Source organism: Yinghuangia soli (assembly GCF_021502675.1).
Taxonomy (GTDB): domain Bacteria; phylum Actinomycetota; class Actinomycetes; order Streptomycetales; family Streptomycetaceae; genus Yinghuangia; species Yinghuangia soli.
On record NZ_JAKFHA010000004.1, the window covers coordinates 247,722 to 262,205 of the forward strand.

The window sequence follows — 14,484 nt, forward strand, 5'->3', positions numbered from 1 at the left end:
CCCCCCCCCGCGCCCCCCCCCCCCCCGGCCCCCCCCCCCGGGGGGGGGCCCCCCCCCCCCCCCCCCCCCCCCCCCCGGGCGTCCCCGCACTTTTCGGCGGGACAGGCGCTGTTCCGCTGCTGCTCTGAGGCCCCCTCAGGCGGCAAGCCGGACGCGAGGCCGGTGCGGCGCGATCAGCCGCCCGTCCGGGAGGAGCTCCCCGGTGTCCTCGAAAAGGACCACGCCGTTGCACAGCAGACTCCACCCCTGCTCGGGATGGGCGGCGATCACGTGCGCAGCCTCCCGGTCAGGGCTGTCGGCCGGTGGGCATTGCGGTTGGTGCTGGCACATCCTCGTACCTTCTCGGTGGTCTTCGCGATGAATCGCGACAGGCCGGGCGGTGGCCGACCGGCCCTGCGGAGTGGCGCGTTGTCGTGCGGTGCGCTGCGGCCGCGCGCCTTTGCGCGGCCGCGACACGACCTGACTCGTGTCTTGTCCCATCCTGCGCCTGTCGGGAGCCTGCCGCAGCGAATTTCGCACTTCTCACCCGACCGCGCCATGGCGCTACACCGGGAGGGTCATCACCAGCACCGGACGGGTGGTGGGCGCGGGTGACCCGCCTGCGGGCTCGAGGGTGACCCCGATGCGCGCGGCATCGCCCAACCGGTCCGCCATCAGACTCGCGGAAGCGTTCCCACCTGCGGTTTCGTCGAGCAGACCGGCCGACCGGACGCCTGCGTCCGTCATGAACCACACCTGGTAGACACGGGCCGGTCCGGCGGGCGGCAGCCCGTCCGCGAGGACCAGCATCCTGTCCACTTCACGCGACGCCAGCACCGTCATCCGGCTGCCGTCCGGGCCCGCGCCGGACGCGCCCCGGGCATCCGGCGCGGCGATCACCGCGGCGATGCGCTCGGCACGCGTGTCGCCGCCGGATTTCGCGTCCATGAGCAGCACGCCGAGCACCACCGCGGCCGCGAACATGGCCGCGGCGGCCAGCCACGGCAGCCGTGCGGCGCGCGTCCGGCGGATCGGCAGCGCAGCATGGGCGCCGCCTGCACCGGCGCTGCGCGGCGGGGGGACCTGGCGGACCGAGCGGATCTCGGACATCACCCGGGCACGCAGCCGGTCGGGCGGCCGCACCGCGGTCGTGCTGGCCAGCCGGGCGGCGGTCTCGCGCAGCTCGCGGACCTCCTCGCGGCACGCCGGGCAGGCTTCCAAGTGCCGCTCCACCGCGGCGCGCTCGGCGGCGTCCAGCGCGTCGACCGCGTACGGGCCGGTCAGCGCATGGGCGTCGTCGCCGTCGCCGGCACTGCGGCGGGCCGGGCCGAGGGGATGGTTCATGTCGAGGTCACCCCCAGGCAGTCGCGCATGCGGATAAGGCCGTCCCGGAGCCGCGTCTTCACGGTGCCGAGCGGGACGTCGAGCAGCTCGGCGACCTCACGGTACGTGTAACCCCCGTAGTAGGCGAGGGTGATGGACTCCCGCTGCAACTCGGTGAGCGAGGCCAGACACCTGCGCACCTGCTCGCGTTCCATACGTGCCTCCACCTCCTCCGCCACCTCGTCGTACGCCGCCACTTCGGCCTGCCGCCCGACACGCTCCTCGCGGTCCGCGGCCGACTGCGCGGAACGCACTCGGTCCACCGCACGCCGGTGCGCCATGGTGCATACCCACGCGCCGGCACTGCCGCGCGCCGCATCGAACCGCGCCGCACTGCGCCAGATCTCGACCAGCACCTCCTGCGCGACTTCCTCCGACTGCGCCGGATCGCGCAGGACGCGCAGCACCACACCGAGGACGACGGGCGAGACCCGGGCGTAGACGGCTTCGAAGGCTGCGGTATCCCCGCGCGCCACGAGGGGGAGCAGCACTTCCAGGGGCGCCTCGGGATCAGGCGCGGACTCGCTCCGGACGGTCCTCAGCGCCCGCACGACACCTCCAGGTGAAGGCCGCACACGCGCGCCGCGGCGACCCGAGCTGCGCACGGGGGTGCTGCGCCGGCCCGGGCGGAGGGGTTGCGGGGAGGATTCGGCAGAGCTGCCAGGTCGCCCGGAACTGGCCGCCCAACGGGATGGGGGCGCATGGTCGGCCCGTTTCCGGCGGGGCCTGTCGTCAGGGGTGCCGCGAGGTCGCCCAGGACCTGTCCGCGGCGGCGCGTGGCGGCAGGGGACGGCTCGACGGCCGTCTCGTACGGCAGTTGCGGGGGGCGGGCCGTCGAGGGCGCTGTGCGGTCGGGGAGGAGCGGGCGGTGGTGGCGGGACGGGGCGGTCGGGGGACCGTCCGGTGCGGGGGAAGCGGGACCGGAACAGGCAGTGGTGGGCGTGCTCGTGGGGCGTATGGCCGGGCTCCGTGACGGGGGTGCGGTGGGGGCGGCCAGGGGTGGGTTGCAGGGGCGGGACGCGGTGGTGGGGGACGGTTCAGCCGGCGTCCGCTGCGGGGTGTGGGGCCCGGCGGCCGGCGTCTTTGTGCGGCGCCGGGCGGGGGTGGGTGGGGCGTTTCGCTGGTTCACGGCGGGCCTCCGCGCTGGGCGGCGGTGGGTTGCGCTGCGGCCATGCTGCACCCCTGGTCCGGCGGTTGGCGAGAGCCGGGTGGCGTGCGGTGCCGGGATTCTCCCGGGGCGGGGAGGGGACGTGGCGGTCTCCTCCCCGCTTGGGGGATTCACCCGGGCGCTTGCGCACCCGCCTTGGTGTCACCGGGGGTTCGCGGCCGGGGGCGGCGCGGATTGGTGGCCGGGCGGGGAAATCGCGGCAAGCTGCGGGTGCTGGTGCCCGGCCTGGTGCGGCGGTCGGGGCGCCGGGGAGTGCGGGGCGGGGCTGCGGGCGGGCGGTCGGGTGCCGGAGGCGGGGCCTGGCGGTCGGGCCTGCAGGGCAGGCTCGGCGGTCGGGGCTGCGGGCCGGCTCGGGCGGTCAGGCCTGGGCGGCGGCCAGGAGGCGGCGGCCGCGGGCGCCGAGTGCGCCGGCCAGTTCGTCCGCCGGATACGCGCGCAGCGGCTGGACGCCGGGCGGTGCGGGGGCCAGCGGGACCAGCAGGTCCTGCCACCCGATCAGGTCGGCGAGCCACAAGGCGACCGTGTACAGGCCGGGGATGTGCAGCAACCGCAGTTCGTAGTACCCGCGTTCGATCTGCGGGAGGCTGCGGACCGTCGCGACGGCCGCATCGGTGCAGGTGGTGAACGGGCCCTCGGTGAAGCGCGCGACCGGGCCGTGGCCGGTGTCGGCCACCTCGACCGCGCCGACCGTGTGCCCGCCGTCGTGCACGAGCCAGCGCCATCCGACCGGCCGAGCCGCCTCCACGCCGCGGCCGGCCGCCAGGTCGGCGAGGTCGACCTCGAACATGCGGTGCGGGCACACCGCGGTGAACGGCCCCGGCAGCACGGCGTCGCGCGCCGCTTCAGGGGACCGCGGAGACGCCGGAGGGTCCGGTTCGGTGGATTCGGGGTCTTGCGAAGGTGTCGGCCGCCGATACGGCGCATCAAGCACCGCTCGTACGGCCTCCCGGGCGTGCTCGGGTGTTTCGGGCACACGCAGGACCATGAGACCGCCTCATTTCTGATGCAGCGTCCGGGGTCACGCCGCAGGGCGTGGATCGAGGCCGAGAGTGAAGGAGAAAAAAGCCGCTGTGCCGGTCCGGTCCGGGCGGGTGCTGCGCCGCGCAATGCAGGAACCGACCGTACAAGCCGGTCAGCGCATTGTACTTGAACGGCTGCGAAAAGTAACGAACTGCTGACGATTCTCTGTCGGTAGTCGCCTGCTAGCCGCCTGATTGTGGGGTTTTCGCCGGTCGGAGGCCCGACGCGGCCGTACCCAGGGGGTACGGGGGCGCTCGAGGGGCGCGTCGGACGGGCGCGGGGCCGCGCGGGGCGTCCCGAGCGGCGTGATCAAGCCAGAAAGCCGGCGAGCACGTCGTCCAGACTCGTGAGCCCTTCCGGGGCGCCGTCCGGATCCGCCACGACCGCGAGATGGGTGCGCCCCGCCCGCATCCGGCCGAGCAGCACCGACAGCGTGGTGCCGGGCGGCACGGTGAGCAGCGGGTAGACCGGCACGTCGTCGTCCGGGCCGCGGTCCAGCGTGTCGTGCACGTGGACGTAGCCCTGCAGCCGGTCGCCGTCCAGTACCGGGAAACGCGAGCGGCCGGTCTCCACGGACGCGCGTTCGAGGGCCCGCCCCGTCACCGGCGCGGCCAGCGAACGCACCTCGCTCCAGGGCCGCATGACCTGGTCCGCGGTACGCGAGGTCAGGGTCAGCGCGGCCGACAGGCGGTTGTGCCCGCGCTGGTCGAGCAGGTCGTGCTCGTGCGACTCGGCGAGCACCGCGGGCAGTTCCTCCGCGGTGTAGACGCTGCGCACCTCGTCGACCGGGTCGACCCGGAACAGCCGCAGGCATCCGTTCGCCACATGGTTGAAGAACCACAGGATCGGCGCGGTGAGCCGCGCGAAAAGCCACAGCGGCGGCGTGAGCCACAGCGCGGACTCCTCGGGGCCGGCCAGCGCGATGTTCTTGGGCACCATCTCGCCCAGCACCATGTGGCAGAAGACCACGAACGCCAGTCCGATGGCGAACGCCAGCGGCCGCACCGCGCCGTGCGGGATGCCGACCGCTTCGAGCGGGCCTTCGAGGAGGTGTTCGATGGCCGGCTCGGCGACCGCGCCCAGGCCCAGCGAGGCTACGGTGATGCCCAGTTGGGCCGCGGCCAGCATCCGGGAGATCTGCTCCATGCCGTGCAGCACGATCCGGGCGCGCTTCGAGCCTTCCTCGGCCTTGGGCGCGATCTTGGTGCGGCGGGCCGAGACGAGGGCGAACTCGGCGCCCACGAAGAACGCGTTGGCGAGCAGCAGCACGACGGACAGGACGAGTGCGCCGGCCATTAGGAGCCTCCCGCCGGGCCGCGGCCGCCATCGGGGCGGCGTTCGTCCGGGCCGGCCTCGGTGCCGGGCTCACCGGGCCCACCGGGCTCGTCGCGCTCGCCTGGCTCGCCGGGCAGCCGGACGATCTCGACCTCGTCGACCCGCAGTTTGTCCATCGCCGCCACTATGACCCGGCGGTCCTCGACGTCCACCCATTCGCCCACCTGCGGCACGTGCCCCAGGTGGGCCAGCACCAGGCCGGCCAGCGTGCTGTAGTCGCCCTCGGGCATCCGCCAGCCGCTGGCCTCCTCCACCTCGTCCGCGCGCAGCAGCCCCGAAAGGCGCAGCGGCTGCGTGGTGTCCCGGGCCGGCGGCGCGAAGGGGGCGTCCGGCTCGTCCATCGGATCGTGCTCGTCGGCGAGGTCGCCGACCAGCTCCTCGGCCAGGTCCTCGGCCGTCACCACGCCCGCGGTGCCGCCGTACTCGTCGACCACCACCGCGAGTTGGGTGTGCGCCTCGCGCAGGCGTTCGACCACGCGGTCGAGGTTGAGCGAGGTCGGCACCAGGACCGGCGGCCGCACGATCGCCCGCACCGGGGTCTTCGCGCGCCGCTCCGGCGCGATGGGGAAGGCGTCGTGCACCACCGCGATCCCGGTGATCTCGTCGAGGTTCGCACCGCGCACCGGGAAGCGGCTGTGGCCGCTGTCGCGCGCCGCGGCCATCAGGTCGGCGACGGTCGCGGACGGCGGCAGCGACACCACGTCCGTACGCGGCGTCATCGCCTCGTCGGCCTGCTTCTCGGAGAACCGCAGCGCCCGGTGCAGCACGCGCGCGGTCCCCGGCGGCAGCACCCCCGCCCGGGCGGAGTGGCGTACCAGCTGGGCCAGTTCCTCCGCGGAGCGCGCCGATCCCAGCTCCTCCTGCGGCTCGATGCCCAGCCGCCGGACGAAGAAGTTCGCGGAGCCGTTGAGGAAGGTGATGACCGGGCGGAAGACCGCGGAGAACGCCGCCTGGAACGGCCCGGCGATCCGCGCCACCTCCAGCGGCCGGGCGATCGAGGCGTTCTTGGGGACCAGTTCGCCCAGCACCATCTGCACCGCGGCGGCGGTGACCAGCGCCAGCGGGCCCGTCAGGTTGTCCGCGACGGCGTCCCCGATGCCCGGGATCCACCGGGCGACCGGCTCGACGATGTGCGCCAGCGCGGGTTCGGCGACGTACCCGGCGACCAACGACGTGATGGTGATGCCCAGCTGCGCCCCGGACAGCTGGAACGACAGCGTGCGCAGCGCCCTGAGGACGCGCGTGGCGCCGCGGTCGCCCTCGTGGGCGAGCTCCTCGACCCGGCTGCGCTCGACCGTGATCAGCGCGAACTCGGCGGCCACGAACATGCCGTTCGCCGCGATCAGCACGGCGAGCAGCAATAACGGCAACGCGACGTCGATCGCCGGTCTCCTCGGTCGGCCCACGGTCCGGAGCCTCCGCACCGACGGCCCCGGACGGCACCCGCGGCAGGCGCCGTCCGGTCAGATTACGTCGGCTTCCGGGCAACCCGGAGCACGCCACGCCACATCCGGACGCTGCCCGGGACCGCCGCCGCGGCTGCCGCCGGGGTGCTTGCCGAGGTGCTCGCCGAGGCCGGGCGGCGGACCGCCGGTGGGGCTGCGCCACCCAGGCGGCCGCCCGGCCAGCGCGTCATACCGGGACGGTGAACTTGTAGCCCTGGGCCAGCAGATTCGGGATCAGCTGGCGCAGGTAGTCCACGCTCATGGTCCGGTCCCCGCCGCCGTCGTGCATCAGGATGACGCCGTTCGGGCCGAGCTGCTTGGACATCGTCTCGTTCATCTTGTCGATGCCCGGCTTCCGCCAGTCCAGGGTGTCCACCGTCCAGCCCAGCGACCGCATGCCCAGCGACGCCGCCATCTCCTGCACCTGCGGCGACCACATGCCGCCGGGCGCGCGGTACCACGGCACCGGCGCGTTCGGCACCGCGGCGCGGATGGCGTCCAGGGTGCCCTGCATCTGCGCGCGCATCTCGTCCGGCGTGCGGTCGGGCATCTTCGTGTCGTGGCTCATGGTGTGGTTGCACAGCGTGTGCCCGGCCGCCACGATGTCGCGGATCTGCCCGGGCAGCGCCTTCGCCTGGTTGCCGACCACGCAGAAGACGGCCTTGATGTCGTGCTGCTTCAGGATCTCCAGCACCTGGCCGGTGTACGTCGTCCACGGCCCGTCGTCGAACGTCAGCGCGACCCACTTGCCGCCGTCGGTGTGCCCGGTACGGGACTGCAGCGCGGTCGAGACCTTGCCCGTGTCGTGCGCGGGCGGCCCGCCGGCCGGCGGCGTCGCGGCGCCGCTCGGCAGGCTCGCGGGACCGTCCGACGGCCCCCCGGGCTGCGGCGGTTGGCCGGCATCGTCCTGCGTCGGACGCGATCCGGCCACCGGCGTACCGGAACGCACGGTGTCCGCACTCGCGGTCCAGACCAGAAAGCCGCACAGGAACACGGCGAGCGCGACGACCGCCGCTTGGAACGACGCACTGCGCACAGGCATCTCGGGCACGGTGAACCCCCAGGTGGAACGTGGTGAACCGCCGTGCCGCCCCAGACACGACGCGCGGGCGCACCGGCAGGAATACGTACGCACCACCCGGGCCGCTCACACCCTGGTGATCACGAAATCCCCGCGGAAGAGGCCTCCGTGCGCGTCTGCCATCCCTGGCCGGATGACCTGATGTCAGGGGTGACGCGGCGGCTCCGCGTGCGGTTCCCTGGGAGCCGGGATCGACTCGGGGAGGACGCCCATGGGGGAGAAGGTCGACCAGATCGAGTTCACCAGGTCCGACCGGCAGCGCTACCGGCACAAGCTCCGGCGCTGCCTTGCCACACTCGAACGCATGCTCGCCGAGCACCGGTTCGAGAGCCCGCGCAAACTCATGGGCGTCGAGATCGAGCTCAACCTCGCGGACGCCGACGGCCTGCCGTGCATGGTCAACGACCAGGTCCTGGACCGCATCGCCAGCCCGGACTTCCAGACCGAACTGGGGCAGTTCAACATCGAGGTCAACATCCCGCCGCACCGGCTGGCCGGGCCGGTGTTCTCCGAACTCGCCGAAGAACTGCGCACCAGCCTGGACTATGCGGACCGCAAGGCCGCCGAATCCGGTGCCCGCATCGTCATGATCGGCATCCTGCCGACCCTCACCGACGCCCACATGGTGCTCGAGAACCTGTCCCACAACCCGCGGTACACGCTCCTCAACGACCAGATCCTGATGGCCCGCGGCGAGGACATCCAGCTCCAGATCGAAGGCGTCGAACGCCTGGTCACCACGTCCGCGAGCATCGCCCCCGAAGCGGCCTGCACGTCCGTGCAGCTGCATCTCCAGGTGACCCCGGACAACTTCGGCGCGGCGTGGAACGCGGCGCAGTCCATCTCCGGGGTCCAGGTCGCGCTCGGCGCCAACTCGCCGTTCCTCTTCGGCCGCGAACTCTGGCGCGAGACGCGGCCGATCCTCTTCGAGCAGTCGTGCGACACCCGCCCCGAGGAGCTCATCGCGCAAGGCGTACGCCCGCTCACGTGGTTCGGCGAACGCTGGATCGACTCCGTCGTGGACCTGTTCGCCGAGAATGTCCGCTACTTCCCCTCGCTGCTGCCGATCTGCGACGACGAGGACCCGGTCGAGGCGCTGGACCGCGGCGACATCCCGCACCTGCGCGAACTCAAGCTGCACAACGGCACGATCTACCGCTGGAACCGCCCGGTGTACGACGTCGCGCGCGGCAAACCGCACCTGCGCGTCGAGAACCGCGTGCTGCCGGCCGGCCCGACCGTCGACGACATCATCGCCAACGCGGCCTTCTACTACGGCGTCGTACGCTCCCTCGTCGAGGACGAACTGCCGGTCTGGCAGCGCATGTCCTTCGAGCAGGCCACCGAGAACTTCCACACCGGCGCGCGGGACGGCATCGAAGCCGAACTCACCTGGCCGGGCCTGGGCCGCGTCCCGGTCACCGACCTCGTCCTGCGCGAACTCCTGCCCCGCGCCCGGCGCGGCCTGGACGCCTGGGGCATCGACGCCCGCGAGAGCGACCAGTACCTCGGCATCATCGAACAGCGCTGCCTGCGGCGCACCAACGGCGCGGCGTGGCAGAGCGCCATGTTCCACCACTACCGCGACCGCCTCGGCCTCGACCGCCTGGGCGCTCTCCGCGCGATGACGCTCCGCTACGCCGAACTGATGCGCGGGGGTACGCCGGTCCACACCTGGCCCATCCCCTGACCGAACGAGGCCGCTGCCGGGGCAGCCCACGCACCGGAGGGAGCAAGAAGCGTCCAGAGGGCCCGCAGGCCGGTCGAGCCCCGCGAAACTGCGCAGCGCAAGGACGCGACGCCGGCTGGGGCTGGGGCTGGGGCTGGGGCTGGCAGCTGGGGCTGGTGGCGGGACCGGGGCTGGGGTCGGGTCCGGGCGCAGGCCGGTCAGGGCTGGGCAACCACTCGGCGATGCCGGTCGGCCGCCCCCGAACCCGCCCGGTCCGCCGCCCGCCACCGAGCCCGTCGGGTCCGCCGCCCGCCGCGGAACCCGGCCCACACCAACCGAACACCGCACTCGCCGCGGCGCCCGTCCCGGCCCTTCGCGCCCGCGCCGGGGCGCAAGCGCGAAGGGCCCGGGAGGGCTTCCGCCCTGCGGAGACCGGCCATGCGGAGACCGGCCAGCGACCGGCCGGTGGCCGGGCGACGGCATGGCGCAAGGGCGCGGCGATGGCTGGGTGCAGGCCGTTCGGGCCTGGGCGATCACTCGGCAACGCCCGGCCCCACCGCCCGCCACCCTCCCCGCCGTCCGCGGGACCTCGCTCCAGACCGACTGGACGCTGCGCCTGCCGCGGCACCTGTCCCGGCCCTTCCTACCCGGACGGGGCGCAAGGTCGAAGGGCCCGGAGGTGCCCGCGGAGTTGGGCGGGGGCTGGGCCGGAGCGCTGGGAATCGGGGACGCGAGGACCAAGCGGTCTTGAGCACCCGGCAGACCGTCGAAGCCGAGCACCAAGCGGGCCGGAGCTCCAAGGCGGCCCGAGGCACTCAGCGGACCGTCGAGGCCGAGCGGCGGGGACCGGCGATGCGTGCCGGTCGCCGCACTACATTGTCCGGGTGATCACGGAAGCCCACGCCGAACCGCCCGCCGACGGCCAATTGCGCGGCCCCCGCCCGGTGCCGCCGCGCCGCAAGATCCTGCGCGACGAAGTGGTGCTGGTCCTCGCGCTCTCGCTCGGCGCGTCCGGGCTCTCCTCGCTGATCTCGTTCCTCGGCTCGATCACCCGCCCGGGCGGCCTCGCCGACCAGGCCGCCACCCTCAACCGGTCGGCCGCCCCGGGACGCCCCTGGCTGGACCTGGCCTGGCAGCTCTTCGGCATCGCCACCGCGCTCGTGCCGGTCTTCCTCGTCGCCCACCTGCTCACCCGCAACGGCGAATCGCTCCGCGACCTCGGCGTGGACGCCGGCCAGCGCCTCCTCGACCTGGGCCGCGGCGCCCTGGTCGCGGCCGCGATCGGCGGTACGGGCCTGGCCCTTTACCTCGCCGCGCGCGCCTCCGGCGCCAACCTCACCGTCGTCCCCACCAGCCTCCCCGACGTCTGGTGGCGCATCCCCGTCCTGGTCCTCTCCGCGATCCAGAACGCCGCCCTCGAGGAAGTTGTCGTCCTCGGCTACCTGATGCACCGCCTGCAGGCTCTCGGCTGGTCCTTCCCGAAAGCCGTCGCCGCCAGTTCCGTGCTCCGCGGCTCGTACCACCTCTACCAGGGCATCGGCGGCTTCTTCGGCAACCTGGCGATGGGCGTCATCTTCTGCCTGCTCTACAAGCGCTGGGGCCGCGTCATGCCCCTCCTCGTCGCCCACGCCCTGATCGACATCGTGGCCTTCGTGGGCTACGTCCTCCTGGCCGGCAAGGTCTCCTGGCTGCCCACCCCATAGCCGGTCGCCCATGTCCGGGTCGGGTGGCCCTCCGGACGACTGACGGCCACGTACCGGGCCTGAACCACGGCCGAACGCTTAGTCGACCGGCAGGGTGAAGCGGAGCTTTTCCTTCGAGGTTGCGCCCAGGCGGTTGTAGAAGCGGATGGCGTCCGTATTCCACGGGGGTGTCTGCCACTGCACATGGTCGATGCCCAGGCTGCGGGCCTCGGTGGCGACGGCTTCGATGAGCTTGGGGCCTACGCGCAGGCCGCGGTGGCCGTCGCGGAGGAACAGGCAGTCCATGTGCATGTACTCGGCGCCGTCCCAGGTCGACATCTCGGGTGCGCAGGAGGCGTAGCCGATGAGTTCGCCGGGGGCGAGCTCCGCGACGAGGACCCGGAGGCGCGGGGCGGCGGAGCCGAAGAGCAGGGCGGAGAGGCGGTCGGCCAGGTCCGCAGGCGGGGGCGAAGCCTTCTCGTACTCCGCGTGCTCGGCGGCCAGGCGGGCGACCTCCGGGAGGTCGCCCGGCCGGGCATGCCGTACCTGCACCTGGGCCGTGCCTTGATCGTTCATGGGGCCATCATGCAGGGCGCCGCGCTCAGGACGGGACGTCAAGGTCCTGGCCCGCGGTGCTGGTGACGTGGGAGGGGATCTCGCCCTCGTGGCGGTCGCCGGTGGTCGAGGTGCCGGAAGGCTCGAACATGAGGATGGAGCCGCCCGGCGACGACGGCTTGTGCTCGGTGCCCTTCGGGACGACGAAGGTGTCGCCGACCTCCAGGACCACCGTGCGCTCGGTGCCGTCGGCCTCGCGCAGGGCGATGTCGAAGCGGCCGTCCAGGACCAGGAAGAACTCGTCGGTGTCCTCGTGCACATGCCACACGTGCTCGCCGAGCGTGTGGGCGATCCGCACGTCGTAGTCGTTCATGCGCGCCACGATCCGCGGGCTGTACACCTCGTCGAAGCTCGCGAGCGCCTTGGTCAGGTTGATGGGGTTCGTCGTCATGTCCCGATCCTGGCCGAGTCGATGTGCACGAGGCTTGTACGTTTTTGACGTGCTCAGTCCTGCGGGGGGGTCGGTGTCGATGAGGCCGGCGAGGCCCGTACGACGGTCGAGGGCGCGGCGCCGTCGCGCGTGAGGTGTTCGACGTACGCGTCGATATGGACGCGGCGTGCGTCGAGCACCTCGAGGCCGAGCCCCGCACACCAACTGCCGTAGTCGGACAGGTCCCTGGTGTACGCCGCCCGCGTGTTGCCGTGGTGGGAGAGCAGGAATCCGACCGCGAGCCGCTGCGCCGTGCCGTCTTCGCCGGCGAGAGCCAGGCTCTCCGAGGAGTGCCGGGGCCCGGGCGGGGGCATGCCAGACACGTCGTCGACCGCCGGGGCGGGGACGGCGGGCACCGAGAACTCGGGGGCAGGCACGGTGAGATCCTTGGGTCCGCGTGGGGCCGAACGGAATGATGGTCGTCACGCCACCGGCCGGCCCCGGTCCGGCTCGGCGTGTCGGTGCAGGTATCGGTGGCCCGTGTCCGGATTGCGGGCGGCGCGGCCGTGGAGGGGGTGCCCATGATGGGAAGCGGGATCCGCGAGCGGTGGCAACTGCGGCGGGAGGCGGCGGCCGACGCGCCGCGGCGTCCGCGGCCGGGGCTGGTCGCGCCTGTCGTGCTCGTCGTGTTCTTCCTGCTGGTCGTGCTCATCGTGGTGAAGATGGGCGGCGGCGAGGAGACCGCGCAGGCCGCGGGCTCCGGCAGCGAGACCGGTCAGGGGGACCCCGCGCAGACCGAGTCGCCCGAGCCCACCGGGCCGCCGGTCGCCGGGCCCGAGGCGATCCCGGGAACCGTCAAGTCCCGCTTCGCGCTTGCCGTCTACAAGCAGCCCGCGGAGCGCGGCAAGCCGGTGCTCAGCGCGGAGCGCAACACCCGGGTCATGGTCGAGTGCCACATCGCCGGCCAGGTGCGGTACGTCAGCGGCGTGGGCGACCCCACCTGGGCGCGCGTCATCGTGTCCGGCAAGCGCGGGTACGTGCACGTCGGCCACATCGAGACGGGCGGCGTGGTCGCGCAGCAAGTGCCCGCCTGCGAGTAGGGCGTCGGCCGGCCCACCACAACGCCTGCGAGCAGCGCGTCAGTCCGCCCACCACAGCGCCTGCGCATTGCCGCCCAGGATCGCCGCCTGGCCCGCGGCGGCACGGCGGCGGACGGCGTGCCGGGCGAGGGCGACCATGCCGGGGTAGCCGGGCGTGCGCGTCTGAGGGTGGTCGGAGCCCCACAGCAGGCGCTCGTCGCCGAAGGCGTCGGCAAGCGTGTCGAGGATGTCCGCCGGGTCGCTGCCCGCGTCGGGGGCGTACGAGGCGAACAGATGCGTGCTCACCTTCAGCCGCACGTGCGGGAGTTCGGCGAGCGCCAGCACCGGTGCCAGGCCCGCGGCACCGGCCGCCGGGTCGGGGAATCCGGCGTGGTCGAGGGCGACGGCGAGCCCGGGCCGGGCGGCCAGCAGCGGGGCGAAGCGGTCCAGGGCGTCCGCGAAGGCGGTGAGGACCAGCGTGCCGCCGACGGCTTCGGCGGTGTCCAGCAGGCGGCCGATGTGCGGGGCGCCGATCCACTCCGGCGGCGGCTTGCCGGGGCCGCCGGACACTGCGAACAGGCGTACGCCCACCACACCCTGATGGTCGATCAGCTCCGTCAGACGGTCGGGTGCCCGCTCGTCGGCCGGGTCGACGGCCACCACGGCCCGGGTGCGCTCGGGATGCGCAGCTGCGGCGTCCAGCACGTACCGGCAGTCGTACCCGTACGCCCCGACCCCCTGCACCAGCACGCACTGACCGACGCCGGCCTCGGCCTGCACGGACAGGACGTGCTCGGCCGTCGCCACCCCGTCCGACCAGTAGTCGGCGCCGTCCCCGGTGCCGCCGCTGCGCGGGTACCGGGCGGTGTCGGGGGAGACGATGTGCACGTGGGTGTCGACGATTCCGGTCACCGCGCGACCGTAACCGATCGAAGCTGCACGATCGAGACACCCGAGACACCGGTCTGGCGCGTCAGACCCGCTGATGCACCCAGGTGGTCAGCACATGCTCGCGGCCCTTGGTCATCTCGATGATCGGCTCATTGCCGTCCGGTACGAAGCCGGTGGCCTTGGCGACCGCGTTGCTCGCGTGGTTGTCCTGCACGATGCGCAGCACCACCCGCTCGAAGCCGAGCGTCCCGTACGCGAAGTCCACCATCAGCCGCAGCGAACGCGACGCGAAGCCGCGGCCGCGGTATGCCGTTCCGATGCCGTAGCCCATCTCCGCGCCGCCGGGGAAGTGCTTGTCGTGGAAGACCAGCACCTCGCCGACCGGCGGCCCGCCCGGCACCTCCGGATCCGCCGCGGACGCCTCGGTGATCGCCAGGCACAGCCGCTGCCCCGCGGCGCGGTCGGCCCGTGCGCGGGTGTAGCGGTCGACGGCCGCCGCGTGGTCGAAGGGCGACGGCAGCGGGGTGAACCGGTCGACCTCGGGGTTGTCGAACACCGCGGCCATCACGTCCAGATCGGCTTCCGCCCACTCGCGCAGGACCAGGCCGGAGCCGGCCAGCCGGATGGCGCCGGACGGGAACGGCATGGGCGGCGGCTGCGCGCCGGGCGCAGGGGTGGGGCTGGTCACAGCGGACGATCTTGGCATGCCCGGCGCGCGAGCGCAGGACCGCTCTTGATCCTTCGTCCGGAATCGGCTCTCCTGATGC

15 protein-coding genes are annotated in these 14,484 nt (G+C 73.4%); 3 read left to right on the plus strand and 12 right to left on the minus strand.

What is annotated here, in order from left to right; translation table 11 throughout:
* Positions 1–135: 135 nt before the first annotated feature.
* The 7 genes from LZ495_RS10080 to LZ495_RS10110 form a co-directional block, all read right to left on the minus strand.
* Entirely contained in the window at positions 136–330 is a 195-nt protein-coding gene (locus tag LZ495_RS10080) for a DUF5999 family protein (RefSeq protein WP_235051722.1), read from the minus strand.
* 213 nt (positions 331–543) lie between these two features.
* Entirely contained in the window at positions 544–1,323 is a 780-nt protein-coding gene (locus tag LZ495_RS10085; RefSeq protein ID WP_235051723.1) for an anti-sigma factor, read from the minus strand.
* Entirely contained in the window at positions 1,320–1,913 is a 594-nt protein-coding gene (sigK, locus tag LZ495_RS10090; protein ID WP_372498549.1) for an ECF RNA polymerase sigma factor SigK, read from the minus strand. Before sigK ends, LZ495_RS10085 begins: the two co-directional genes overlap by 4 nt.
* Before the next feature lie 975 nt (positions 1,914–2,888).
* Positions 2,889–3,317, minus strand: a complete 429-nt coding sequence (locus LZ495_RS10095; protein WP_235051724.1) for a hypothetical protein — start codon at positions 3,315–3,317, stop codon at positions 2,889–2,891.
* Positions 3,318–3,859: 542 nt separating this feature from the next.
* On the minus strand, positions 3,860–4,846 hold the full coding sequence (locus tag LZ495_RS10100; protein WP_235051725.1) for a hemolysin family protein: 987 nt from the start codon (positions 4,844–4,846) through the stop codon (positions 3,860–3,862).
* Positions 4,846–6,291: a CNNM domain-containing protein gene (locus LZ495_RS10105; RefSeq protein WP_235051726.1), complete on the minus strand. Its 1,446-nt coding sequence runs from the start codon at positions 6,289–6,291 to the stop codon at positions 4,846–4,848. Before LZ495_RS10105 ends, LZ495_RS10100 begins: the two co-directional genes overlap by 1 nt.
* Before the next feature lie 226 nt (positions 6,292–6,517).
* Positions 6,518–7,372 (minus strand): polysaccharide deacetylase family protein, encoded by an 855-nt coding sequence (locus LZ495_RS10110; protein ID WP_235051727.1) that lies wholly within the window; start codon positions 7,370–7,372, stop codon positions 6,518–6,520.
* A 250-nt stretch (positions 7,373–7,622) separates the two neighbouring features.
* Between LZ495_RS10110 and LZ495_RS10115 the strand changes: the two genes are divergently transcribed.
* Complete coding sequence (locus LZ495_RS10115; protein ID WP_235051728.1) at positions 7,623–9,101, plus strand: glutamate-cysteine ligase family protein; 1,479 nt, start codon at positions 7,623–7,625, stop codon at positions 9,099–9,101.
* A 905-nt stretch (positions 9,102–10,006) separates the two neighbouring features.
* On the plus strand, positions 10,007–10,783 hold the full coding sequence (locus LZ495_RS10120; RefSeq protein ID WP_235051950.1) for a CPBP family intramembrane glutamic endopeptidase: 777 nt from the start codon (positions 10,007–10,009) through the stop codon (positions 10,781–10,783).
* A gap of 78 nt (positions 10,784–10,861) precedes the next feature.
* Here the strand turns inward: LZ495_RS10120 and LZ495_RS10125 are convergent, their stop codons facing one another.
* From LZ495_RS10125 to LZ495_RS10135, 3 genes are read right to left on the minus strand one after another with little or no spacing between them, the layout of a single operon-like run.
* Positions 10,862–11,338 carry a GNAT family N-acetyltransferase gene (locus tag LZ495_RS10125; protein ID WP_235051729.1) on the minus strand — a complete coding sequence of 159 codons (477 nt, stop codon included), beginning with the start codon at positions 11,336–11,338 and terminating at the stop codon, positions 10,862–10,864.
* Positions 11,339–11,363: 25 nt separating this feature from the next.
* On the minus strand, positions 11,364–11,768 hold the full coding sequence (locus LZ495_RS10130) for a cupin domain-containing protein (protein WP_235051730.1): 405 nt from the start codon (positions 11,766–11,768) through the stop codon (positions 11,364–11,366).
* A gap of 53 nt (positions 11,769–11,821) precedes the next feature.
* Complete coding sequence (locus LZ495_RS10135; protein WP_235051731.1) at positions 11,822–12,184, minus strand: hypothetical protein; 363 nt, start codon at positions 12,182–12,184, stop codon at positions 11,822–11,824.
* Positions 12,185–12,328: 144 nt separating this feature from the next.
* Between LZ495_RS10135 and LZ495_RS10140 the strand changes: the two genes are divergently transcribed.
* The gene (locus LZ495_RS10140) at positions 12,329–12,847 is read left to right on the plus strand and encodes a hypothetical protein (RefSeq protein ID WP_235051732.1); all 519 of its coding nucleotides are present in this window, start codon (positions 12,329–12,331) and stop codon (positions 12,845–12,847) included.
* A gap of 39 nt (positions 12,848–12,886) precedes the next feature.
* Here the strand turns inward: LZ495_RS10140 and LZ495_RS10145 are convergent, their stop codons facing one another.
* Both LZ495_RS10145 and LZ495_RS10150 read right to left on the minus strand, forming a co-directional pair.
* A complete protein-coding gene (locus LZ495_RS10145) occupies positions 12,887–13,738 on the minus strand; it encodes an amidohydrolase family protein (RefSeq protein ID WP_235051733.1) in 852 nt (283 codons plus the stop codon).
* 61 nt (positions 13,739–13,799) lie between these two features.
* The gene (locus tag LZ495_RS10150; protein WP_235051734.1) at positions 13,800–14,405 is read right to left on the minus strand and encodes a GNAT family N-acetyltransferase; all 606 of its coding nucleotides are present in this window, start codon (positions 14,403–14,405) and stop codon (positions 13,800–13,802) included.
* Between the last annotated feature and the right edge of the window lie 79 nt (positions 14,406–14,484).

Coding starts and splice junctions, on each gene's coding strand:
- LZ495_RS10080 (WP_235051722.1), bottom strand. CDS start 330: ATGTGCCAGCACCAACCGCAATGCCCACCGGCCGACAGCCCTGACCGG.
- LZ495_RS10110 (WP_235051727.1), bottom strand. CDS start 7,372: ATGCCTGTGCGCAGTGCGTCGTTCCAAGCGGCGGTCGTCGCGCTCGCC.
- LZ495_RS10115 (WP_235051728.1), top strand. CDS start 7,623: ATGGGGGAGAAGGTCGACCAGATCGAGTTCACCAGGTCCGACCGGCAG.
- LZ495_RS10085 (WP_235051723.1), bottom strand. CDS start 1,323: ATGAACCATCCCCTCGGCCCGGCCCGCCGCAGTGCCGGCGACGGCGAC.
- LZ495_RS10100 (WP_235051725.1), bottom strand. CDS start 4,846: ATGGCCGGCGCACTCGTCCTGTCCGTCGTGCTGCTGCTCGCCAACGCG.
- LZ495_RS10095 (WP_235051724.1), bottom strand. CDS start 3,317: ATGTTCGAGGTCGACCTCGCCGACCTGGCGGCCGGCCGCGGCGTGGAG.
- LZ495_RS10130 (WP_235051730.1), bottom strand. CDS start 11,768: ATGACGACGAACCCCATCAACCTGACCAAGGCGCTCGCGAGCTTCGAC.
- LZ495_RS10140 (WP_235051732.1), top strand. CDS start 12,329: ATGATGGGAAGCGGGATCCGCGAGCGGTGGCAACTGCGGCGGGAGGCG.
- LZ495_RS10125 (WP_235051729.1), bottom strand. CDS start 11,338: ATGAACGATCAAGGCACGGCCCAGGTGCAGGTACGGCATGCCCGGCCG.